Source organism: Caulobacter sp. GW821-FHT09B08 (assembly GCF_059418225.1).
Genome location: NZ_JBWKPL010000002.1, coordinates 776700 through 797594 on the forward strand (window position 1 = coordinate 776700; position 20895 = coordinate 797594).

21 protein-coding genes are annotated in these 20895 nt (G+C 68.8%); 10 read left to right on the forward strand and 11 right to left on the reverse strand.

The window, feature by feature from the left end; genetic code table 11:
- The first annotated feature begins 2 nt into the window (after window positions 1-2).
- The 4 genes from AC07OA_RS09915 (at window position 3) to AC07OA_RS09930 (ending at window position 3232) form a co-directional block, all read left to right on the forward strand.
- Window positions 3-866 (forward strand): D-amino-acid transaminase, encoded by an 864-nt coding sequence (locus tag AC07OA_RS09915; RefSeq protein ID WP_494663627.1) that lies wholly within the window; start codon window positions 3-5, stop codon window positions 864-866.
- A gap of 136 nt (window positions 867-1002) precedes the next feature.
- Window positions 1003-1251 (forward strand): RNA chaperone Hfq, encoded by a 249-nt coding sequence (gene hfq, locus AC07OA_RS09920; protein ID WP_012286640.1) that lies wholly within the window; start codon window positions 1003-1005, stop codon window positions 1249-1251.
- Window positions 1252-1261: 10 nt separating this feature from the next.
- Window positions 1262-2617, forward strand: coding sequence for a GTPase HflX (hflX, locus tag AC07OA_RS09925; RefSeq protein WP_494663628.1), 1356 nt, complete (start codon window positions 1262-1264; stop codon window positions 2615-2617).
- A 66-nt stretch (window positions 2618-2683) separates the two neighbouring features.
- Window positions 2684-3232, forward strand: a complete 549-nt coding sequence (locus AC07OA_RS09930) for a lysozyme (protein WP_494663629.1) — start codon at window positions 2684-2686, stop codon at window positions 3230-3232.
- Here the strand turns inward: AC07OA_RS09930 and mazG are convergent.
- The 4 genes from mazG to AC07OA_RS09950 all read right to left on the reverse strand — a co-directional run bounded on the left by mazG (window position 3229) and on the right by AC07OA_RS09950 (window position 7555).
- Window positions 3229-4074: a nucleoside triphosphate pyrophosphohydrolase gene (gene mazG, locus AC07OA_RS09935; protein ID WP_494663630.1), complete on the reverse strand. Its 846-nt coding sequence runs from the start codon at window positions 4072-4074 to the stop codon at window positions 3229-3231. The genes AC07OA_RS09930 and mazG overlap by 4 nt on opposite strands.
- On the reverse strand, window positions 4034-5425 hold the full coding sequence (locus AC07OA_RS09940; protein ID WP_494663631.1) for an MFS transporter: 1392 nt from the start codon (window positions 5423-5425) through the stop codon (window positions 4034-4036). Before AC07OA_RS09940 ends, mazG begins: the two co-directional genes overlap by 41 nt.
- A 118-nt stretch (window positions 5426-5543) precedes the next feature.
- Complete coding sequence (locus AC07OA_RS09945) at window positions 5544-6029, reverse strand: DUF3313 domain-containing protein (RefSeq protein WP_494663632.1); 486 nt, start codon at window positions 6027-6029, stop codon at window positions 5544-5546.
- A 65-nt stretch (window positions 6030-6094) separates the two neighbouring features.
- Window positions 6095-7555 (reverse strand): cobyric acid synthase, encoded by a 1461-nt coding sequence (locus AC07OA_RS09950; RefSeq protein ID WP_494663633.1) that lies wholly within the window; start codon window positions 7553-7555, stop codon window positions 6095-6097.
- A gap of 81 nt (window positions 7556-7636) precedes the next feature.
- Between AC07OA_RS09950 and AC07OA_RS09955 the strand changes: the two genes are divergently transcribed.
- The 4 genes from AC07OA_RS09955 to AC07OA_RS09970 all read left to right on the forward strand — a co-directional run bounded on the left by AC07OA_RS09955 (window position 7637) and on the right by AC07OA_RS09970 (window position 12740).
- Window positions 7637-7930 carry an FAD assembly factor SdhE gene (locus AC07OA_RS09955; protein WP_494663750.1) on the forward strand — a complete coding sequence of 98 codons (294 nt, stop codon included), beginning with the start codon at window positions 7637-7639 and terminating at the stop codon, window positions 7928-7930.
- A 78-nt stretch (window positions 7931-8008) separates the two neighbouring features.
- Window positions 8009-11476 carry a transcription-repair coupling factor gene (gene mfd, locus AC07OA_RS09960; RefSeq protein WP_494663634.1) on the forward strand — a complete coding sequence of 1156 codons (3468 nt, stop codon included), beginning with the start codon at window positions 8009-8011 and terminating at the stop codon, window positions 11474-11476.
- Window positions 11477-11550: 74 nt separating this feature from the next.
- Window positions 11551-12261, forward strand: coding sequence for an NIPSNAP family protein (locus AC07OA_RS09965; protein ID WP_494663635.1), 711 nt, complete (start codon window positions 11551-11553; stop codon window positions 12259-12261).
- Between the two features lie 86 nt (window positions 12262-12347).
- Window positions 12348-12740 (forward strand): SRPBCC family protein, encoded by a 393-nt coding sequence (locus AC07OA_RS09970; protein ID WP_494663636.1) that lies wholly within the window; start codon window positions 12348-12350, stop codon window positions 12738-12740.
- Here AC07OA_RS09970 and AC07OA_RS09975 read toward each other — a convergent pair.
- From AC07OA_RS09975 to AC07OA_RS09985, 3 genes are read right to left on the reverse strand one after another with little or no spacing between them, the layout of a single operon-like run.
- Window positions 12737-13258 carry a CcdC protein domain-containing protein gene (locus tag AC07OA_RS09975; protein WP_494663637.1) on the reverse strand — a complete coding sequence of 174 codons (522 nt, stop codon included), beginning with the start codon at window positions 13256-13258 and terminating at the stop codon, window positions 12737-12739. The two genes, AC07OA_RS09970 and AC07OA_RS09975, sit on opposite strands and share 4 nt — an antisense overlap.
- A gap of 60 nt (window positions 13259-13318) precedes the next feature.
- A complete protein-coding gene (locus AC07OA_RS09980; RefSeq protein ID WP_494663638.1) occupies window positions 13319-13963 on the reverse strand; it encodes a DsbA family oxidoreductase in 645 nt (214 codons plus the stop codon).
- A gap of 60 nt (window positions 13964-14023) precedes the next feature.
- On the reverse strand, window positions 14024-15349 hold the full coding sequence (locus AC07OA_RS09985; protein WP_494663639.1) for a diguanylate cyclase domain-containing protein: 1326 nt from the start codon (window positions 15347-15349) through the stop codon (window positions 14024-14026).
- Window positions 15350-15550: 201 nt separating this feature from the next.
- Between AC07OA_RS09985 and AC07OA_RS09990 the strand changes: the two genes are divergently transcribed.
- A complete protein-coding gene (locus AC07OA_RS09990) occupies window positions 15551-16678 on the forward strand; it encodes a CaiB/BaiF CoA transferase family protein (RefSeq protein WP_494663640.1) in 1128 nt (375 codons plus the stop codon).
- A 232-nt stretch (window positions 16679-16910) separates the two neighbouring features.
- Window positions 16911-17861, forward strand: a complete 951-nt coding sequence (locus AC07OA_RS09995; RefSeq protein WP_494663641.1) for a YihY/virulence factor BrkB family protein — start codon at window positions 16911-16913, stop codon at window positions 17859-17861.
- On the opposite strand, the gene AC07OA_RS10000 is transcribed toward AC07OA_RS09995, so the two are convergent.
- The 4 genes from AC07OA_RS10000 to AC07OA_RS10015 form a co-directional block, all read right to left on the reverse strand.
- Window positions 17833-18066 (reverse strand): sulfurtransferase TusA family protein, encoded by a 234-nt coding sequence (locus tag AC07OA_RS10000; protein WP_494663642.1) that lies wholly within the window; start codon window positions 18064-18066, stop codon window positions 17833-17835. The genes AC07OA_RS09995 and AC07OA_RS10000 overlap by 29 nt on opposite strands.
- Window positions 18059-18796, reverse strand: a complete 738-nt coding sequence (locus AC07OA_RS10005; RefSeq protein WP_494663643.1) for a pseudouridine synthase — start codon at window positions 18794-18796, stop codon at window positions 18059-18061. The genes AC07OA_RS10000 and AC07OA_RS10005 overlap by 8 nt, the downstream gene beginning before the upstream one ends.
- Window positions 18793-19710, reverse strand: a complete 918-nt coding sequence (locus AC07OA_RS10010) for a class I SAM-dependent methyltransferase (RefSeq protein WP_494663644.1) — start codon at window positions 19708-19710, stop codon at window positions 18793-18795. Before AC07OA_RS10010 ends, AC07OA_RS10005 begins: the two co-directional genes overlap by 4 nt.
- Window positions 19711-19795: 85 nt before the next feature.
- Window positions 19796-20878 (reverse strand): Shedu immune nuclease family protein, encoded by a 1083-nt coding sequence (locus tag AC07OA_RS10015; RefSeq protein WP_494663645.1) that lies wholly within the window; start codon window positions 20876-20878, stop codon window positions 19796-19798.
- Window positions 20879-20895 lie beyond the last annotated feature (17 nt).

Sequence of the window (20895 nt, forward strand, 5' to 3'; positions counted from 1 at the left end):
ACATGTCGCGCTTCGCCTACGTCAACGGCCGGTTCGTGCGCCACGGCGAGGCCGCCGTGCACATCGAGGATCGCGGCTATCAGCTGGCCGACGGCGTCTACGAGGTGTGGGCGGTGTTCGACGGCAAGCTGGCCGACGCGGCGGGCCACTTCGGGAGGCTGTGGCGCAGCCTGGATGAACTGAAGATCGCCCATCCGATGAGCGAGGCGGCCCTGACCCTGGTGCTGCGCGAAGCCATCCGCCGCAACAAGATCGTCGAGGGCATGGTCTACCTCCAGGTCACCCGGGGCGTGGCCCCGCGCGATCACGCCTTCCCCAATCCCGCCGTGCCGCCCGCTGTGGTGATCACCGCCAAGCGCGTCGACCGCGTCGTCGCCGAGGCCAAGGCCGCCAAGGGCCAGTCGGTGGTCACCGTGCCGGAGAACCGCTGGGGCCGCTGCGACATCAAGTCGGTGGGCCTGCTGCCCAACGCCCTGGCCAAGCAGGTGGCCCGCGAGCACGGCGCGATCGAGGCCTGGTTCGTCGACGAACTGGGCCTGGTCACCGAAGGCGCCTCGTCCAACGCCTGGATCGTCGACGCGCAGGGCCGCCTGCGCACCCGCGACACCCAGGCCAACATCCTGCGCGGCATCACCCGCTCGTCCCTGCTGGAAGTGATCGCCGAGGCCGGCCTGCCGGTCGCCGAGCAACCCTTCACGGTCGAGGAGGCCAAGGCCGCCAAGGAGGCCTTCATCACCGGCGCGGGCACCCTGGTGCTGCCCATCGTCAGCATCGACGGCGCCAAGATCGGCGAAGGCGTTCCCGGACCCGTGGCGAAACAGCTTCGGCGTCTCTATATCGAGCGGGCGAAGGCGGCCGCGATCTAGATTTGAAATCTAGGTTTCCGGTCGTTAGCGCACTTTCTTCGCCGATTGGTCATACCAACCGGCGAAAAATGCTTTAGTCTGTACTTGTTTGTGTGGGGGGCGTGTGGCCCTCCGAAACAATAAGAGGGGAATCCCCATGTCGACCGAGAAAAAACAAAACCTTCAGGACACGTTCCTGAACAGCGTGCGCAAGTCGAAGACGCCGCTGACCATCTTCCTGGTGAACGGCGTGAAGCTGCAGGGTGTCGTCAGCTGGTTCGACAATTTCTGCGTCCTGCTCCGCCGCGACGGCCAGTCCCAACTGGTCTACAAGCACGCCATTTCGACGATCATGCCGGCTCAGCCCGTGCAACTGTACGAGCCGAGCGCTGATCAAGACGATTGATCTTTAGCGTTTGACCAAATCCACCTCTAAATCCATCGACCACGCCGTCCCGGTCCTGCGGGCGTTCGTGATCCATCCCGTGCGCCCGACGCGCGGACAATCGGCTCTCGAGGCGCGCGATCCCAATGCGCGCCTCGAAGAGGCCGTCGGTCTGGCCATCGCCCTGGACCTCGACGTCGTCGAGACCACCATCGCGCCCCTGCGCATGGTCACGCCCGCCACCCTGTTCGGCAGCGGCAAGATCGACGAGTTCCGCATCGTCTGCGAGGTCGAGAAGATCGACGTCGCCGTGTTCGATGACCAGCTGACGCCCGTCCAGCAGCGCAATCTGGAAAAGGCCCTGAACGTGAAGGTCGTCGACCGCACGGGCCTGATCCTGGAAATCTTCGCCCGCCGGGCCCGCACCCGCGAGGGCAAGCTGCAGGTCGAACTGGCGCGGCTGGACTACGAGCGCTCGCGGCTGGTCCGCACCTGGACCCACCTTGAGCGCCAGCGCGGCGGCACCGGCAATACCGGCGGTCCCGGCGAAACCCAGATCGAACTGGACCGCCGCCTGATCGCCGGCACCATCGGCAAGCTGAAGCGCGAGCTGGAGGAGGTGCGGCGCACCCGCACCCTGCATCGCAGCGCCCGCAAGAAGGTCCCGTACCCGACCGTCGCCCTGGTGGGCTACACCAATGCCGGCAAGTCGACCCTGTTCAACCGCCTGACCAATGCGACCGTGGTCGCGCAGGACATGCTGTTCGCCACGCTGGACCCGACCCTGCGCACGGTGAAGCTGCCCGACGGCCGGCCGGCGATCCTGTCCGACACCGTCGGCTTCATCTCCGACCTGCCGCACGAACTGGTCGAGGCTTTCCGCGCCACCCTCGAGGAGGTGCAGGAGGCCGACGTTGTGCTGCACGTGCGCGACGTGGCCAATCCCGACACCGACGCCCAGGCCCGCGACGTCCAGAAGGTCCTGGCCGAGTTGGAAGTCCTGGGCGACGACGGCGAGGAGGCCGAGGGCAAGACCCTGATCGAGGTCTGGAACAAGATCGACTTGGTCGAGGGCGAGGATCGCGAGATCCTCGAAGGCCAGGCCCGCCGCCTGGGCGCGTCGGCGGTCTCGGCCGTGACCGGCGAGGGCTGTCCCGAACTGCTCCGGCGGGTGGGCGGCCTGATCGACGACACACCGCCTGTGGCCGTGCGCCTGGCCGCCTCGGACGGCGAGGCCCTGGCCTGGATTTACCGCAATGGCCGCGTGGAAAGCCGCGAGGACGAGGCGGAAGGCGGCGTACGCCTGATCGCCCGGCTCGACGCCCAGGCCCTGGGCCGTTTCGAGCGTCAGTTCCCCGACGTCTGGATCATGCCGACCGGAGACTGAGCGTTCCTGCACTTGCCGGGCTCGCGCCGAGGGTGAATGCTTCCCGCATTCATTCGGAGCGCGAGCATGGCCAACGAACCCTGGGACGGCGTCACGGTGCCGACGGCCGCCACGACGGTGGTCAAGCGGGTGGAGGGTTTCTTCTCCCATCCCTACGATGACAACGGCGCCTTGCCCGGCGGCACCTGGACCATCGGCTACGGCACGATCCGCGACGCGGCCGGCAAGCCGGTGACGCCCAACACCCCGGCCGTCACCGAGGCCCAGGCCGTCAAGCTCCTGCTGCGCGACATGAAGCGCGCGGCCCAGGACGTGCACACCCGCGTGCGCACACCGCTGCTCGTCTACGAGGCCGCCGCCCTGATCTCCTGGACCTACAATCTCGGCGACGGGGCGCTGCGCACCTCGACCCTGCTGCGCAAGCTGAACGCCGGCGACAAGACCGCCGTCCCGGCCGAGATGCGTCGCTGGATCAATCAGAACGGCAAGCCGCTGGTGGGCCTGCTGCGCCGCCGCTGGGCCGAGGCGGCGATCTTCCTGGGCAAGGACCCGGTCAACGCCTGCGTCCGCGCCTGGCGCGAGATCGACGACTTGGAGGATTGGCCGGCGTTCTAGCGGCCAGCCTTCTCCGCCGCCTTGGCCGCGTTCCACAGGCCGTCCATCTCGGCCAGGTCGGACTGGTCGGGCGTGCGGCCGTCCTTGGCCAGTTCGCTCTCGATGAACGAGAAGCGGCGCACGAACTTGGCGTTGGTGGCGCGCAGGGCGTCCTCGGGCTCGACGTCCAGCTTGCGGGCCAGGTTGGCGACCACGAACAGCAGGTCGCCCAGCTCCTCGCGGGCCTTGGCCTTGTCGCCGGCGGCGATCTCGACCTTCAGCTCGGCCACTTCCTCGGCCAGCTTGTCCAGCACCTCGTCAGTGGAGGGCCAGTCGAAGCCCACGCGGGCGGCGCGCTTGGTCAGCTTGACGGCGCGGGTCATGGCGGGAAGGCCGGCGGGCACGTCGTCGAGCACGCCGCCCTTCTTCTTGGCCTGGCGCTCCTGGGCCTTCAGCGCCTCCCAGCCGGCGACCTGAGCGTCCAGATCGTCATAGGCATGGTCGCCGAACACGTGCGGGTGACGGCGCACCATCTTGTCGTTGATGGCCCGGGCCACGCCGGCCAGGTCGAACGCGCCCTGTTCCTCGGCCATGCGGGAGTGGAACACCACCTGCAGCAGCAGGTCGCCCAGCTCTTCCTTCAGGTCGGACAGATCGTTCCGCTCGATGGCGTCGGCCACCTCGTAGGCTTCCTCCACCGTGTAGGGCGCGACGGTGGCGAAGGTCTGCTCCTGGTCCCACGGACAGCCGCCGTCGGGATCGCGCAGCTTGGCCATGATGTCGATCAGGGTGAAGAGCGGATGCTGGTCCTTCTCCCTGGGATCATTCAGTGGCGGGCTTTGGGGAGACGAGGGGAGCGACATGCGGTTCCGGGCTCGGGCTGGGGAGGGGCTCGGCCGCGTCCCGTTCGTCGAGCTGACGGCGGATCTCGGCATGGGCTTTCGCGTCCAGCGGATAGCGCAGGATGATCGCGCACACCAGCAGGCCCAGCACGGCCGGGACCACGGCGTAGAGGCCGATCAGGGCGATGTCGCCCTGGGCGCTGGGAACCTTGGGGTCGAAACCCAGGGCGGCCAGGACGATGAACACCCCGGCGGCCAGGGCGTAGCCCAGCTTCACCGTGCCGTTGACGACCGCGTAGAGCAGGCCGGTGCGGTCGACGCCGCTGGCCAGCCGCTCCTCGTCGCCCAGGTCGGCCATCATCGAACGCACCAGCAGCGGCGCGGCCGAATAGGGCAGGCCGGCCAGGATCAGCGAAAGGGTGCCGACGGCGCTGGTTCCACGTGGGGTGAAGCAAGCCGCCACCTGGAAGACGGCGTAGACGATCGCGGCCACCGCCAGGGCGCGGTGCTTGCCGATCTTCTTGGCCAGGTACGGCCAGATCGGGGAGCCGCCCAGGGCGGCCACGAAATAGATCAGCAGCAGTATACCGGCCTGGGCCTTGTCGAAACCCTTGATGCGCTCGAAAAAGAAGAAGAACAGCGCGCCGCCGATGCCCGGAGCCAGACCCATCAGGAGATCGGCGACCAGCAGGATCTGCACCGATGGCCGTTTGATCAGGCCCAGATACTGGCGAAGTCCCGCCGCGTGCTTGACCGGCGGCACGTTGGTCTCGCCGACCACGCCCATGGCCAGCAGGAAGGTCAGGGGCAGCAGGGCGATGATGAACCAGCCCATGCCCTGGATTCCGGCCGCGTGGTCGCCGGCATAGACCTTGGCCAGGATCGGCGGCAGCACCAGCACCAGGATCATGCCGACCACGTTGCCAGCGCTCCACCAGCCGTAGACGCGGGAACGCTGCTGGTAGTCGGGCGACAGCACCGCGCCCCAGGCGGTGTGCGACAGCACGCCCATCGAATAGCCGACGTAGCAGACCACCAGCCAGCCCCAGAGATACAGGGGCCCGATCCCCGGCCTGGCCATGAACAGGAAGTAGGAGGCGATCATCAGCACCGGGGCGCTGGCCGCCAGCCAGGGGCGGAACCGCCCGATCCGCGTTCGCGTGCGGTCCATCATGCCGCCCAGGATCGGGTCCAGCACGATGTCGGCCACCCGCACCAGCAGGAAGGCAGCGCCCACCACCGAGAGCGAAAGACCCAGCTCGCTGACATAGTATTCGGGCAGATAGACCACCAACGGCAGGCCCAGGGCCGCCAGGGGCAGGCAGGGCGCGGCGAAGGCCGCGAGCGTCCAGGATGAGCGCCTCTGGGTCATGCGTTCCTCGCCGTCAGCGGGTTGGCCCCGCGTTTATGCCGCTATTCATTATCGGCGATCAGACGCCGTGTCGGCCCCGCTGGCAAGCCACATTGAAACGTTCGTTTCACGGCCAAGCTCAGCGCTTGTCGCTGAACTGGTCCCTGGCCAGACGTTCAGCGAGGCGGTCGAAGGCGTTTTCGGCGTCGTGCCAGGTCGAGCCGTAGCGCGCCCAGCGGATGTCGGTCTCGTACCAGCTGTAGGCGATGGGCGTGCTCTTGCCAGCCGCATCGACATACTCACCGCCGATCCGCGCCCCGCCGACGCCGAAGCTCTCGAACGACAGGCCGGGCGTGGCCGCCATCTGCTGGGGCGTGGGGCGGTTGGGCTTGGCGTCCTCGATGACTAGGTTCAGGGTCCCGCCGCCGGGACGCGGCGGGGTCTTGCGCTCGACGCTGCGACGCAGTTCGGCGGTCAGGATGTCGAAGTCGCGGGTCCCGATCTCGTCGACCTTCTTGGCCAGTTCCGGACCGATGGAGACCTTGACCTCTGACACGGCCGGAGCGGCGAGGGCGGGCTGGGCCAGGCCCAGCAGCAGGACGGCGGAAACCAAAGCGGCGCGCATGGACGAACTCCTGAACAAGGCGACGACCGTCAGTGTGGTCGCTTCGTTCGTGTGACGCCAGAGCGTTACAGCCCCGCGATCCGCCCGATAGCGTCGATGTCGAGCGACCGCTCCAGGATCGCGGCGATCTCGTCCAGGGCTTCGTCCACCCGGGCCGCATGATCGGTGGGCGAAACCACCACGCCCAGGGGCGCCAGCAGGGCGGCCCGCGCCTCGCCACGCTCGAACAGGCCGTGGACATAGGCGCCCGCTACCCGCCTGTCGGCCGAGACCGCGCCGTCGGTCGCCCCGCCGTCGAAGGTCAGCATCGGCCGCGCCGCGCCCGGACCGGCGGTGCGGCCGACGTGCATCTCGTAGCCCGTGAACGCCGCGCCGCCGTCGACCAAACGGCCCGAAGCCGCCCGCAGCACCTTGTCGCCCAGCAGCACGGTCTCGACGTCCAGCAGATCCAGCCCCGCCGCCGAGCCGGGCGCGCCCTCGATCCCCTCCGGGTCGGACACGACGCGCCCCAGCATCTGGTAACCGCCGCAGACCCCCAGCACCCGCCCGCCGCGCCGGACATGGGCCAGGATGTCGATGTCCCAGCCCTGAGCGCGCAGGAAGGCCAGGTCCGCCAGAGTGGCCTTGGTGCCCGGCAGGATCACCAGGTCGGCGTCGCCGGGCACGGGCGTGCCGGGCGGCAGGAAGGCGAAGTCGATGTCCGGATCGGCCCGCAGCGGGTCGAACTCGTCGAAATTGGCGATCCGCGACAGCATCGGCACGACAATCCGCACCCGCTTGTCGCCGTCGGCGCGGACGGGCCGCTCCAGCACCACGGCGTCCTCGGCGGGCAAGGCGCGGGCAGGGGCCAGCCACGGCGCCATGCCCAGGTCCGGCCAGCCGGTGCGGGCGACGATCTCGCGCCGGCCGTCGTCGAACAACGAAGGATCGCCTCGGAACTTGTTGATGATGAAGCCCTTGATGCGGTCGCGGTCAGCCGCGTCCAGCACCAGGTGCGCCCCGGCCAGGGCGGCGATCACGTGTCCCCGGTCGATGTCGCCGACCAGGGCGACCGGCACGTCGGCGGCATGGGCGAAGCCCATGTTGGCGATATCGCCGGCGCGGAGATTGGTCTCGGCCGGGCTGCCCGCGCCCTCGACCAGCACCAGGTCGGCCTCGGCCGCCAGCAGGCGATAGCTCTCGACGGTGGTGGCCAGCAGGTCGGGCTTGAGCCCCTGGAAGGCACGCGCCTTGTAGGCCCCAACCACCTTGCCACGCACGATCACCTGAGCGCCGACGTCGCTCTGGGGCTTTAGCAGCACCGGATTCATGTGCACCGACAACGGCGTGCGGCAGGCGATGGCCTGCAGGGCCTGGGCCCGGCCGATCTCGCCCCCGTCAGGGGTGACGGCGGCATTGTTGGACATGTTCTGCGGCTTGAAGGGCCGCACGGTCAGGCCGCGATTGGCGAACAGCCGGCATAGCCCCGCCACCAGGGTCGACTTGCCCACGTCCGAACCACAGCCCTGGATCATCAATGCGGCCATGATCCGCGCCTACAGGCGCAGCCCGTGATGCGCAAGGCGCCGCTGGCGCAAGGGCCTGGAGCGCTCTATATCCCCGGTCACATGACCATCGATCACGACTCCCGCCTCCGGCGGCTGAAGTTCCGGGCCTGGCATCGCGGATTTCGGGAAGCGGACCTCATTCTGGGGCCGTTCGCGGACACCCATGGGCCGAACCTGACGCCCGAGCAGCTCGACACCTTCGAAACCCTGATGGAGGAGTCGGATCGCGAGATCTACGCCTGGATCGTCGGCCAGGAGCCGACCCCGGCCAAGTTCGACACCGACGTCCTGACCCTGATCAAGACCTTCCGCTACGAGGCGCATGCCTCGCGGCCGATCGGGGATGGAATGTAGCGCGTCCATCGCGAGCGTTTTCTAGCAACGACATCAGTACCGGCGACGTTGTCGCCGACCAGTCATCGAAGAGTTTCCATGGCCTACGACGCCAAACAGATCGCCAAGGCCTCGGGCGGCCTGACCCTGGCCGGCGCGCCGGAAGGCTTCGACGCCCTGGTCATGGCCGACATCGCCCGGGCGCGCGGTGGGCTGACCGCTTTCGTGGCTCGCGACACCGCTCGGGCCAGCGCCTTCATCGACGCCCTCAAGTTCTTCGCCCCCGAGATCGAGGCGGTGTTGTTCCCCTCGTGGGACTGCCTGCCCTACGACCGCATCGGCCCGTCTGCCGGGGTGGCCGCTACGCGGATGGCCACGCTGCATCGCCTGGCCGAGGGCCTGGGCCAGTCCAAGCCGGCCATGCTGGTCACCGCCGCGCCGGCCCTGCTGCAGCGCGTGCCCGAGAAGTCGGTCCTGCTGCGCGCCAGCTATTCGGCCAAGGTCGGCGAGGTCGTCGACGTGAAGGATCTGGAGCGCTACTTCGCCATCAACGGCTATGTCCGCGCCTCCACTGTCTCCGAGCGCGGCGAGTTCGCGATCCGCGGCGGGGTGATCGACGTCTATCCGCCGGCCGCCGAGGAGCCGGTGCGGCTGGACCTGTTCGGTGACACCCTGGAGAGCATCCGCGCCTTCGATCCGGAGACCCAGCGCTCGACCAAGCAGCTGCGCGAGATCCAGCTGCTGCCGGTCAGCGAGGCCCTGCTCGACAAGGACGGCGTCTCGCGGTTCCGGGCCGGCTACATCCGCCAGTTCGGCGCGCCGGGCGACGATCCGCTGTACGCCACGGTCAGCGAGGGCGGCCGCCGCGCGGGCCTGGAGCACTGGTTGCCGCTGTTCTACGAGCGGATGGCCACCCTGTTCGACTACCTGCCGGACGGCGCGCTGGTCGGCATCGACCACCAGGCGGCCGAAGCCCGCGACGAGCGCCTGGCGATGATCGCCGACGCCTACGACGCCCGCGCCTCGGCCGACCGCAAGTCGGCCTATCGCCCGCTGGCGCCCGAGGCCCTCTACCTGACCGCCAAGGAATGGGACCAGGCCGTCGAGGACCGTCCCAACCGCAAGTTCACGCCGTTCCAGCCCCAAGGGCTCGACGTCGTCGACCTGGGCGCCAAGCTGGGCCGCACCTTCGCCGCCGAACGCGCCCAGGACAGCGTCAACCTGTTCGAGGCCACCGCCGACCATGCCAAGAAGCTGGCCGGGGAGGGAAAACGCGTGCTGTTCGCCTCGTGGTCCGAGGGCTCGTCCGAACGCCTGGGGACCATGCTGGCCGACCACGGCCTGAAGAAGATTCCCTATGCCGGCTACTGGCAGGCGGCCAAGGCCAATGACCCCAAGACACCGCAGCGGGTGGTCCTGCCGCTGGACCACGGCTTCGAGACCGAGGCCCTGGCGGTCATCTCAGAGACCGACATCCTGGGCGACCGCCTGGCCCGGCCGCGCAAGAAGCGCCGCGCCGCCAACTTCCTGGCCGAGGCCAGCGCCCTGACGCCCGGCGACCTGGTCGTCCACATCGACCACGGCATCGGCCGCTACGAGGGCCTCAAGACCCTCGACGTCCAGGGCGCGCCGCACGACTGCCTGGACCTGCTGTACGGCGGCGAGGCCAAGCTCTACCTGCCGGTCGAGAACATCGACCTGCTGACCCGCTACGGGACCGACGGCGAGAACGTCCAGTTGGACAAGCTGGGCGGCGCGGCCTGGCAGGGGCGCAAGGCGAAGGCCAAGGAGCGCCTGCGGGTCATGGCCGAGGGTCTGATCCAGATCGCCGCCGCCCGCCAGCTGAAGTCCGTGGAAGAGACCGACCCGCCGCACGGCGTGTTCGACGAATTCTGCGCCCGCTTCCCGTACGAAGAGACCGACGACCAACTGTCGGCCATCGCCGACGTCCTGGAAGATCTGGGCTCGGGCAAGCCGATGGACCGGCTGATCTGCGGCGACGTGGGCTTCGGCAAGACCGAGGTCGCCCTGCGCGCCGCCTTCGTGGTGGCCATGAGCGGCAAGCAGGTGGCCGTGGTCTGCCCGACCACGCTTCTGGCCCGCCAGCACTACAAGACCTTCAAGGACCGCTTCCAGGGCTGGCCCGTGAAGGTGACCCGCCTGTCGCGCCTGGTCACCGGCAAGGAAGCCGCCGAGACCCGCGAGGGCCTGGCCAACGGCCAGTTCGAGATCGTGGTCGGCACCCACGCGGTGCTCTCCAAGCAGGTCTCGTTCAAGGACCTGGGCCTGGTGATCGTCGACGAGGAGCAGCACTTCGGGGTCAAGCACAAGGAGAAGCTCAAGGAGCTTCGCGCCGACGTGCACATGCTGACCCTGACGGCCACGCCGATCCCCCGTACGCTCCAGATGGCGCTCAGCGGCATCCGCGAGATGTCGATCATCGCCACCCCGCCGGTCGATCGCCTGGCGGTGCGCACCTACATCAGCCCGTTCGACCCGGTCACCCTGCGCGAGGCCCTGCTGCGCGAGAAGTATCGCGGGGGCCAGGCCTATTACGTGGTGCCGCGCATCAAGGACCTGGAGGACATCGAGAAGTTCCTCCGCACCCAGGTGCCCGAGGTGAAGTACGTGGTCGGCCACGGCCAGATGGCCCCGACCCAGCTGGAAGACGTGATGACGGCCTTCTACGAGGGCCAGTACGACGTGCTTCTGGCCACGACCATTGTCGAGAGCGGCCTGGATATCCCCAGCGCCAACACCCTGATCGTCCACCGCGCCGACATGTTCGGCCTGGCCCAGCTCTACCAGATCCGGGGTCGGGTGGGCCGCTCCAAGGCCCGGGCCTACGCCTATCTGACTACCCCCGCCGAGAAGCAGATCACCCTGTCGGCCGAGAAGCGCCTGAAGGTGCTGCAGTCGCTGGACAGCCTGGGCGCCGGCTTCCAGCTGGCCAGCCACGACCTGGACCAGCGCGGCGGCGGCAACCTGCTGGGCGACGAGCAGAGCGGCCACATCAAGGAGATCGGGGTCGAGCTCTACCAGCAGATGCTGGAAGACGCGGTCGCCGAGCTGCGCGAGCGCCAGGGGGCAGAGGCCCTGCTGGAGGACCGGGGCTGGTCGCCGCAGATCAACACCGGCGCGGCCGTGATGATCCCCGACGACTACGTGCCGGATTTGAACGTGCGCCTGTCGCTCTACCGCCGCCTGTCGGAAGCCGAGAAGGCCGACGACCGCGAAGCCCTGGCCGCCGAGATGATCGACCGCTTCGGCCCGCTGCCGCCCGAGACCGGTAGCCTGCTGAAGGTGGTGGCCATCAAGGGCATGTGCCGCGAGGCCAATGTCGCCAAGATCGACGTCGGACCCAAGGGCGCGGTGCTCAGCTTCCGAAACGACACCTTCGCCAATCCGCTGGCCCTGGTGCAGTTCGTGGCCAAGAACAGCATCATCTGGAAGGCCCGTCCCGACCAGAAGGTGGTGGTCAAGGGCGAATGGGATACGCCTGCCCAGCGCCTGGACGCGGCCGAGAAGATCCTCTCGCAGCTGGTGAAACTGGCCAAGGCGGCGTGAGGCTTGGCGGTAGCTGACAGCGGATGTCAGCAGGCTGGCCTTAGATCCCCGTCACATCAGCGACGGGGATTCCCATGACCTTCCAGACGGTTGTCGAACTGCGCCAATACCGGATGAAGCCGGGGCGGCGCGACGAGCTGATCGACCTGTTCGAGCGCGAATTCGTCGAGAGCCAGGAGGCCCACGGCATGAGCCTGCTGGGTCAGTTCCGTGATCTGGACGCGCCCGGCCACTTCGTCTGGATGCGGGGCTTCGAGGGCATGGAAGCCCGCAAGGCCTCGCTGGAGGGCTTCTACGGCGGGCCGGTCTGGCAGGCCCATCGCGAGGCGGCCAACGCCACCCTGGCCGACAATGACGACGTCCTGCTACTGAAGTCGCCGGTGACCGCCGCGCGCCTCGACCTGCCGCCGCGCCTGCCCGTCGGCGCGGACCTGGGCCCCGCCGCCCTGATCGGCGTGACGATCCAGGCCCTGGACGGCCCGCCGGAGCCCGATTTCGCCGCTCGCTTCGAGGCCGAGATCCGTCCCGCCCTGGAGGCGGTCGGGGCCTCGGTCGCGGGTTGGATGGTCACCGAGGCCGCCGAGAACACCTTTCCCCGCCTGCCGGTGCGCGAGAACGAGCCGGTGCTGGTCTGGATCGCCCGTTTCGCCGACGCGGCCGCCCATGCCGAGCATCTGGTTCGCGCCGAACGGGCCGGATTGGGCGATGGCTTCGGCGTGGTCTCCAGACGCGGCGTGATCCAGCGCCTGCGCCTCATGCCGACGGATCGCTCACGGCTTAGATAGGCGAAAGGGGGTGACCGGGTCCGGATCCCGCCAGCCGATCCGGCGCGGATTTGCCAAGGTCGGAAAATCTCAGGAGGAGACTTCCCATGGCCACGATCACCAAGTCCGTCGACATCGCCCTGTCGCCGGATCAAGTCTGGGACGCCGTGCGCGACTGGGGCGCCGTCCATCAGCGCCTGTGCCCCGGCGCCCTGACCGACTGCCAAGTGGATGGCGAGGCCCGGGTCGTCACCTTCGCCAACGGCCAGGTCGCGCGCGAGCTGATCGTCGCGGTCGATGACGAGACCCGCCGCCTCGTCTGGTCGGTGGTCGGGAGCAGTCTGCTCAGCCACCACAACGGCGCCATGCAGGTGCTGGCGCAAGGGCAGGGCAGCCGCATCGTCTGGACGGCCGACCTGCTGCCTCACGCGGCCGCGACGCAGGTGGCCGGTTTCATGGACCTGGGCTGCGCGACGATGAAGGCGACGCTGGAATCCTAGGCGACGGCGGCCGCCTTGGCCGCCCGCGCCTCGCGCAGCAGGCCCCAGGCCCGCAGCGCCATCTCGACACGCGACACGGCCATAAGGCTGACGCCCAGCACGATGAAGCCGTCGGTCACCAGGGCCGCGTTCAGATGCCAGACCGAGGCCTCGGTCTCCAGCACGGCCCGCAGGGCGAAGCGCACCACGAACAGGCCCAGCAGGAACAGGATCGCGGCCGGCGAGGGCTTGGTGTTCAAGAAGTGGGTTTCCGGGTCGATGGCGATGGGGATCAGCTTGCCGCGCCACCAGCCTACGGTCGCGCCGACCGCGAAGACGGCGCCCAGCCACAGCCAGTCCGAGCCGTGGGGCGGGAACTGCAGCAGGGCGAAGACCATGGCCACGACCAGCAGGGTCGGCAGGATCCACATGAACTCCAGCTTCAGCCTTCGCTCGCGATTGAGGTTGCGGAACCGCAGCGCGAAGACGAGCCCGACCACGGCGATGGTGATCGCCGTCTGGATCATGGAATGGTTCATGGTACGCCCCGACTACTGGCCGCGACGCGCGCGGCTTCCCCTGCGCAAGGATTGGCGCGCCTAGGCGGCCTGTTCAAGCGCCTTGTCGATGGCCTCGGCGATGTTCTCCGGGCTTTCGGCGCCCACGACCGCCAGCTTGCCGCCGAAGATGGCGAACGGCACGCCGGTGATGCCGCCCTGGACGGCCATGGCGTGCTCGCGGGCGATGGTCTCCTTGTCCGCGCCTTCCGACAGCAGCTTCAGGATCAGCACCCGGTCCATGCCCGCGGCCTCGCCGATGTCGGCCAGCACGACGGGATCGCCGATGTCGCGGCCTTGCGTGAAATAGGCGGCGAAGAGTCCCTCGACCACAGCGTCCTGCACGCCCTGGCCGTGGGCCCAGCGGATCAGCCGGTGGGCGGCCGAGGTGTTGGGCGACAGGGCGATGGCGTCGAAGTCGAAGACGATGCCTTCCTCGGCCCCGGCCTCGACCAGGGCGGTGTGGACGGCCTTCAGCTTCAAGGCGTCCTTGAACTTGCCGGCCATATAGGCTTTGCGGTCAACACCTTCCTCGGGAAGGGTCGGGTCCAGCTGATAGGGCCGCCAGACGATCAGCGGCTCGACGTCGGGGCGCAAGGCGACGGCCGACTTCACCCGCCGCCAGCCCAGATAGCACCAGGGACAGACGACGTCCGCGACGAGGTCGATAAGCAGCGGCTGGCCCATGGCGGTCTCCTGTTCAGGCCCGCCGGAGGTAAGGCCGCGCGGGCCTTTCGACAAGCGCCGTCAGGCGCTGCGGCGCTGCAGGGCCTGGGCGGCGGCGCGTTCCAGAGCGTGGACGGCGCTCTCGCCGGCCTCGATCTGGGCCACGCCGATGTCGAACTCGCAGACGAACGGCGCGCGGTCGTCGCCGGCGTCGAAGGCCGTGCAGCCGATCACCGCGGCGATCCGCTCGGCGGCGGCGCGGCCGGCGGCCTGGCCGGTGGCGGGCAGGGCCAGGGCGAAGACCTCGGGCGCCAGGCGGGCGGCGGTGTCCTCGACGCGGACCAGGCGTCCGACCATCGAGCCTATCTGCGGGATGGCGCGGTCCAGCCAGCCGTTCTGCCGGGCCCAGACCGTCTCGGGCTTGTCGGCCACGCGCAGCACGCAGATCGACAGCGGCCGCGCGCGCTCGCGGGCGGCTCCGGCCAGGCGCACCAGGTGGGCCGCGAACAGGTCGCGGGTGAAGAGGCCCGTGGCGGCGTCCATCAGGCCCGAGCTGCGGGCCTTTTCCAGCGCGCCGCGAATGGACTCGCCCCGGCGATAGTTGCGGGCCAACTCGATGACACGCTTGGCGGTCTCGATCTCGGCCGTCTCCGGCGAGGCGACGTCGGACACCCCGCGATGGAAGGCCTCCGACATGGTCACGTAGCTGGCGGCCTTCAGATAGAGCAGGGCCGGGATATGGAAGAGGCGGGTGTTGCGGCGCATGCCCGCCGCGATCGACAGGGCTTCCTGCTGGTTGTCGCCCGCCCACAGCACCACGGCGTCGAAGGCGCGCTCGTGCAGATAGTCGAAGGCCGTATAGGCGGTGAAGGCGCCCACCACGTCGGCCCCGCTACGGGTCAGGGCGTTGGACAGGGCCAGGAACTGGGGGGCGGGCTCGCCGATGGCCAGCACGCGGAAGGGCTCGGACTGCGGCTCGGGCAGGTCCAGCCGCCGGCCACGGTCTCCGAAGGTGGCCAGGCGCAGCTCGAATTCTTCCTCGGCGATGGCGGTGCGGACCAGGGACTCCAGGCGCAGCACGGCCTGGGCCGGGTGCAGCGGCGGCGACAGGGTCAGGTCGAAGGCCTGGGTGTTGGATTCCACGCCGGGCTCGCCGATGGCGATCACCGGCAGGCGGCGTGGCGCCACGGCGGCCTTGAGGCGACGCGAAAGCGACTGGGCGTCGGGACCGGCGCTCTCCAGGTCGACGATCACGGCCTCGATGTTCAGGTCACCCAGGGCGGCGAGGGCGGCGTAGGGACCGCGCGCGGTGATCGTGCGCCAGCCGAGCTTGTCGAGCCCCTCGGACAGCGGTCCGGCGCGAGCATCGTCGCGCGCCACGATCAGGATTCGGGCGTTCACCGCCAACTCAAGCCTCCGCCCAGGATACCGGTATCGCTCGACGACGCGGCGTCCTCGAGATTCGACGCTGCAACATAGCAGAGGCCGCACGGGCTCATAGGTACGCATCGCCGCAGGGCTGTGAACATCGCGCTTGCCTGACGAAGGGTCAGCGTCGCTCTAGTGAAAGCCAGGGACAACGCCGCGAGAGTCGGCCGGGAGGACGTGATGGCGCAGGGACCGCTTTCGGGCCTGAAGGTGCTGGAATTCGCCGGGATCGGGCCGGGACCGTTCTGCGGCATGCTGCTGTCGGACCTGGGCGCCGACGTGGTCCGCATCGACCGCAAGGGCGCGGGCCGCAGCTCGCCCGCCGACGTCACAGCCCGGGGCCGCCGCTCGGTGGCCCTGGACCTGAAGTCGCCGGCGGCCGTCGAGACCTGCCTGAAACTGATGGAAAGCGCCGACGGCCTGATCGAGGGCTTCCGGCCCGGCGTGATGGAGCGGCTGGGTCTCGGACCCGACGTCGCCCTGGCCCGCAATCCCAAGCTTGTCTACGGCCGCATGACCGGCTGGGGCCAGACCGGGCCCTACGCCAAGGCCGCCGGCCACGACATGAACTACATCGCCATCACCGGCGCCCTGGCGGCTATCGGCACGCAGGACAAGCCCGTGCCGCCGCTGAACCTGGTGGGCGATTTCGGGGGCGGGGCGCTTTATCTCGCCTTCGGCCTGCTGGCCGGGGTGATCCACGCGCGAGCGACAGGCCAGGGCCAGGTGATCGACTGCGCCATGAGCGACGGGGCTGCCTCGCTGATGGCCATGTTCTACGGCTTCAAGGCGGGCGGCATGTGGGGCGAGGGGCGGCGGGCCAACCTCTTGGACGGCGGCGCGCACTTCTACGACACTTACCAATGCTCCGACGGCAAATGGATTTCCATCGGTTCGATCGAGCCGCAGTTTTACCTGCTGCTGCTTGAAAAGACGGGGATCACCGACCCGCAGTTCCAGCACCAGATGAGCCGCGAGGAGTGGCCTCAGCTGCGCGAGAAGCTGGCCGGCGTCATCGCCGCCAAGACCCGCGACGAATGGTGCGCGATTATGGACGCCACCGACGTCTGCTTCGCCCCGGTCCTGACCATGGACGAGGCCCCGGCCCATCCGCACAACGCCGCCCGCGAGACCTTCGTCGAGGTGGCGGGGGTGATCCAGCCGGCGCCCGCCCCGCGCTTCTCGGCCACGCCCGGCGCGGTCCAGGGCCCGCCCCCGAAGATCGGCGGCGACAACGACGCCGCCCTCGGCGACTGGGGCTTCTCGGCCGAAGCCATCACCGCTCTGAAAGAGCAGGGCGCGCTCTGAGGATAGCTGACGGGATGGCGCCGAAACCATTCAGGTCCGGTTCAGCCGCAAGGTTCTAAACCTGATCCTGCAACCGGCCGTCGCGCCACCCGTCCCTCGATGCGGCGATCGGTTCAGGTTCGTCCTGCGGAGGCCCGCCGCTTTCCCTGAAGCGGCGGGCCTTTGTGCTTGAAACCCATGTTTTTTGAGCCACGCGCTTGCGTCGAAGCGGCGCCGAGGCCAGTTTCCGCCGATGAAATCCCCCCAGGACCGTATTCGCTTTCGGGACCTCGACCTGGATCCCATCCACTGGGCGCGCGAGATTCTGCGCGTCCTGGGTCTGGCCCTACAGCGACTGTGGGGCCGTGACGTGATGCTCTATGTCGGCGGCTCCTCGTTCTTCATCCTGCTGGCGGTGTTCCCGGGGCTGGCGATCCTGATCGGCCTGTTCAGCCTGCTGCTGACGCCCGAGCAGGCTGCTTACCAAGCCGACAAGCTGGCCTTTCTGATGCCGTCCGGCGCCCGCCCAATCTTCCAGAGCGAGCTGGCCCGCCTGGCCCACGCGCCGGAAAAGGCCATCTCGGCCCAGAGCGCCGTGGTGCTGATCATCGGTCTCTACGCCGCCCATCGCGGCTTCAAGGCCCTGCTGGCGGGCCTGTCGTTCATCCATGACGAAGAGGATCAGCGCGGCTTCTTCGGCTTCAACTTCATGGCCCTGCTGGTGCTGGTCGCCGCCTTCGGCCTGCTGTTCGTGATGTCGGGCGTGTTCCTGATCTTCCGGCTGCTGGCCAGCACCCTGGACCTGCGCCCCCTGGCCGGCGCCTCGTGGATCCAGAGCGAATGGACGTGGGCCGCCGTGGGCCTGCTGTTCGGCATGACGCTGATCTATCGCTACGCCATGTCGCGCGCGCCCGTCGGCTGGCGCGCCTCGATGGCCGGCGGCCTGGCCGCGGCGGTCATGTGCATGTTCATGTCGTGGGCCAGCGCCTTCTATGTCGAGCAGGTGGCCCATCTGGGCGCGACCTACGGCTCGATCTCGGCGGTGATCATCTTCCTGATCTGGCTGTCGTGGAGCGTCAACGCGGTGTTCTACGGCGGGGCCCTGGCCACCGAGATGGAGATCGCGCTCGACGAGCGGCCCCGGGCCCTGCTGGAGGGGCCCAAGGCCATCGCCCTCAAGGCGCCTTCGCCACCAGAAAGCTGATCGCGCCGTTCGGGGCGTCGACCACTTCCAGCACCGTGGCCCCGACGCCGGCGGCGAAATGCGGCACGTCGATGCGAGCCAGCGGATCGTCGGCCAGCAGGCGCACCAGGCCACCAGGCGGCGCTTCCTCAAGAGCCCGGCGCAGGCGCAGGGTCGGGACGGGGCAGCGGTGCCCCCGGGCGTCCATCAGGCGCTCTTCAGACATCGAAGACCTCCTCGGCCTGGGCCGCCGTCAGGATGCGGTGATGGCCGGGCTCCAGGTCGTCGGGCAGGGCGATCCCGCCGATCCGTTCGCGGTGCAGGGCGACCACGTGATTGCCCACGGCGGCGAACATCCGGCGCACCTGATGATAGCGGCCCTCGGTGATGGTCAGCCGCGCCTCGCGCTCGCCCAGCACCTCCAGGCTCGCCGGCAGCAGCGGCTTTTCCTCGCCTTCCAGCATCAGGGTTCCGGCGGCGAACACCTCGCCCTCGGTTCCGGCCAGCGGCCGGTCCAGCGTGGCGCGATAGATCTTGGGCACGTGGCGCTTGGGCGAGATGACCCGGTGCAGGAAGTCGCCGTCGTCGGTGATCAGGATCAGGCCCGAGGTGTCCTTGTCCAGCCGCCCCACGCTGGACAGGGCCGGATCGCGGATCTGCCAGCGCTTGGGCAGCAGGTCGTAGATCCGCTCGCCGTCCTCCCGATGCGAGCAGACCACGCCCAGGGGCTTGTTCATGATCAGCACCAAGGGCGCGGGCGGATCGACGGGAACGCCCCGGATCTTCATCCTCTGCGGCAGGTCGGCGGCGACGGCGATCTTCTGACCCGAGTCCTTGATCGCCACGCCGTCCAGCACGACCTTGCCGGCCGCGACCAGGGCCTGGACGTCGCGCCGGCTGCCGTAGCCGAGATTGGCCAGCAGGCGATCCAGACGCGCCATCAGCGCTTTCGTCACTTGCGGGCCTCGTAAACCTTGAACCCGCCGCCGTCGGCGATCGGGCGGACGTTCTTGAACAGCTCGTTCAGCACCGCCTCGTAGGGCAGGTGGCGATTGGCGACGATCCACAGCACGCCGCCCTTCTTGAGCATGGCGGCAGCCGACTTGATGAAGGCCTGGCCCAGGCTCTTGTCCTCACCGCCGCCCTCGTGGAACGGCGGGTTGCTGACCACGAAGTCCAGGCCCGTCGCCAGGTCGGCGGCGCGGCGGGCGTCGGCCCACAGCACCTCGACGCGCGGATCGTCGACATTGCGCTTGGCCGCCTCGACCGCGCGACGGTCCAGGTCGATCAGGGTCAGCTTGGTCACCTTGGGCGAGGCCAGCACGGCGTGGGCCAGAACGCCGATGCCACAGCCCAAGTCGACCCCGACGCCGCTCAGGGGCGGCAGGGACTTCAGCAGCAGGGCGCTGCCGGGGTCCAGGCGATCCCAGCTGAACACGCCGGGCTGGGTCCACAGGCCGTCGCCGTCCAGGCGGCGCGGCGCGCCCTCGGCGATGGCGGCCTCGAGCCCGGTCGGGTTGGCGGGCTTCAGGGCCACGCAGATGCGGTGATGGCGCTTGGCGCTCTCGCCCACCACGCAGCCGAACGCGACCAGCTCCTTGTTCATCCGCATGCCGCCCCGGTCCTTGAGGGCCAGGACGGTCAGCCGCCCCTCGACCTTCAGCGCCCGCAGGGCCTGGGCCAGCACGTAGCGGCGCTCGGCCACGCCAGGTGGGGCCAGGATCACGATCTCCTCCAGCGAGCCCTCGGCGAAGTCGGCCAGGTCGCTCGCCCCAGCGACCAGCGGCGAGACCTGCACCGCGCCTGCGGGCGCCTCGACCACGTCGAAGGGCGGAAAGCCGTAGACGGCGGCGTGGACGGACTGGGACATCAGGCAGATCTCGGACAGCGGAGGCGAAGACGGCCGTTCAGTAGACTCTCGCGCCACCATGGCAAGCCTTCACCGACAGGCGACGTCACTCCCTCTGCAGACGATTCAACCAGGAATCCCAGGAATGCACGCGAATGCGAGGCGTGGAGCCGATTTCGTACTCGTGCCGCTTTCGGCTTTCCGCCAAGTCATCCCGCGAGCGCCCGCCGATCACCACGCCATAGACGTCGATGTCCTTGTTCGGATCGACCTCGAGCGGCGTGTAGGGCCCGAGGAACGCCCGCCGCCGGCTGTCGCCAACCTCCGCCATTTGGCGAATCTCGTGGAGCTCGCGCCGAAAATCCGAACCGGACTCGTATATCTGCCGGTATCGCTGCCGGATCTGGTCGGCTGCGACATTGATCCTGGCGTTGAACGACCTGTAGCCACTGACGCCCATGAAGTTGAAGTCGGCGCCTTTGATCTCGATCAGAATGACCTCCATGCGGCTCCGACTGGTGAAGACAGCGAAATCGACACGGCCCTCTCCGATCTGGAACTCCGGAAAGCAGATGTATTCGTCGTGCGGCAGACCGTAGACCTCGCCCAGCAACGAAAGGTCCTGGCCAATAAGCGCCTGCAGTTTCCTTTCGCCGTGCCCGGCTTCCACCGCTTCGACCAGGCTGGCCTTCGAAACCATACCCGCCTCGATGGCCAACCTGCGCTCGATGACCTTGCGCGGAGGCGCATGAGGAAGGTCCGCGTGGGGATCCATGATCTGCCTCACGCGATCGATCTCCGCGACGAGTCGGAAATCGCGGAGGGTAGGGCGGGTCAACTCCTCTGGCTCGCAGCCGGACAGGGCGACGACCTGGTCCAACGTCAGCGAGGTCCAGCTCGGGAGGCCGGACGGGAGAATTTCGACGAGATCGAAGGTTGCGACGGGAAGGTTCGTTTCTTCGTAGTGCTCGACGAACCTGGCGCAGGAAGGCGCATGACCACGCTGGACCAGCTTTCCGATGATCCGCTCCACGGCGTTCGTCACCGAGGTTCCGATGCCCAGATCCAGATTCGTCAGCACCGCGACCGGTTCGCCCTGCGTCGGCGCGAAAACGCGAACCCGACAGGCATACCGAAGGCCAGGCCCGTAACCCTCGGAATGATGGAAGACGAAGTCGCTGATCTTCATTCGTGCTCCGCCGATCA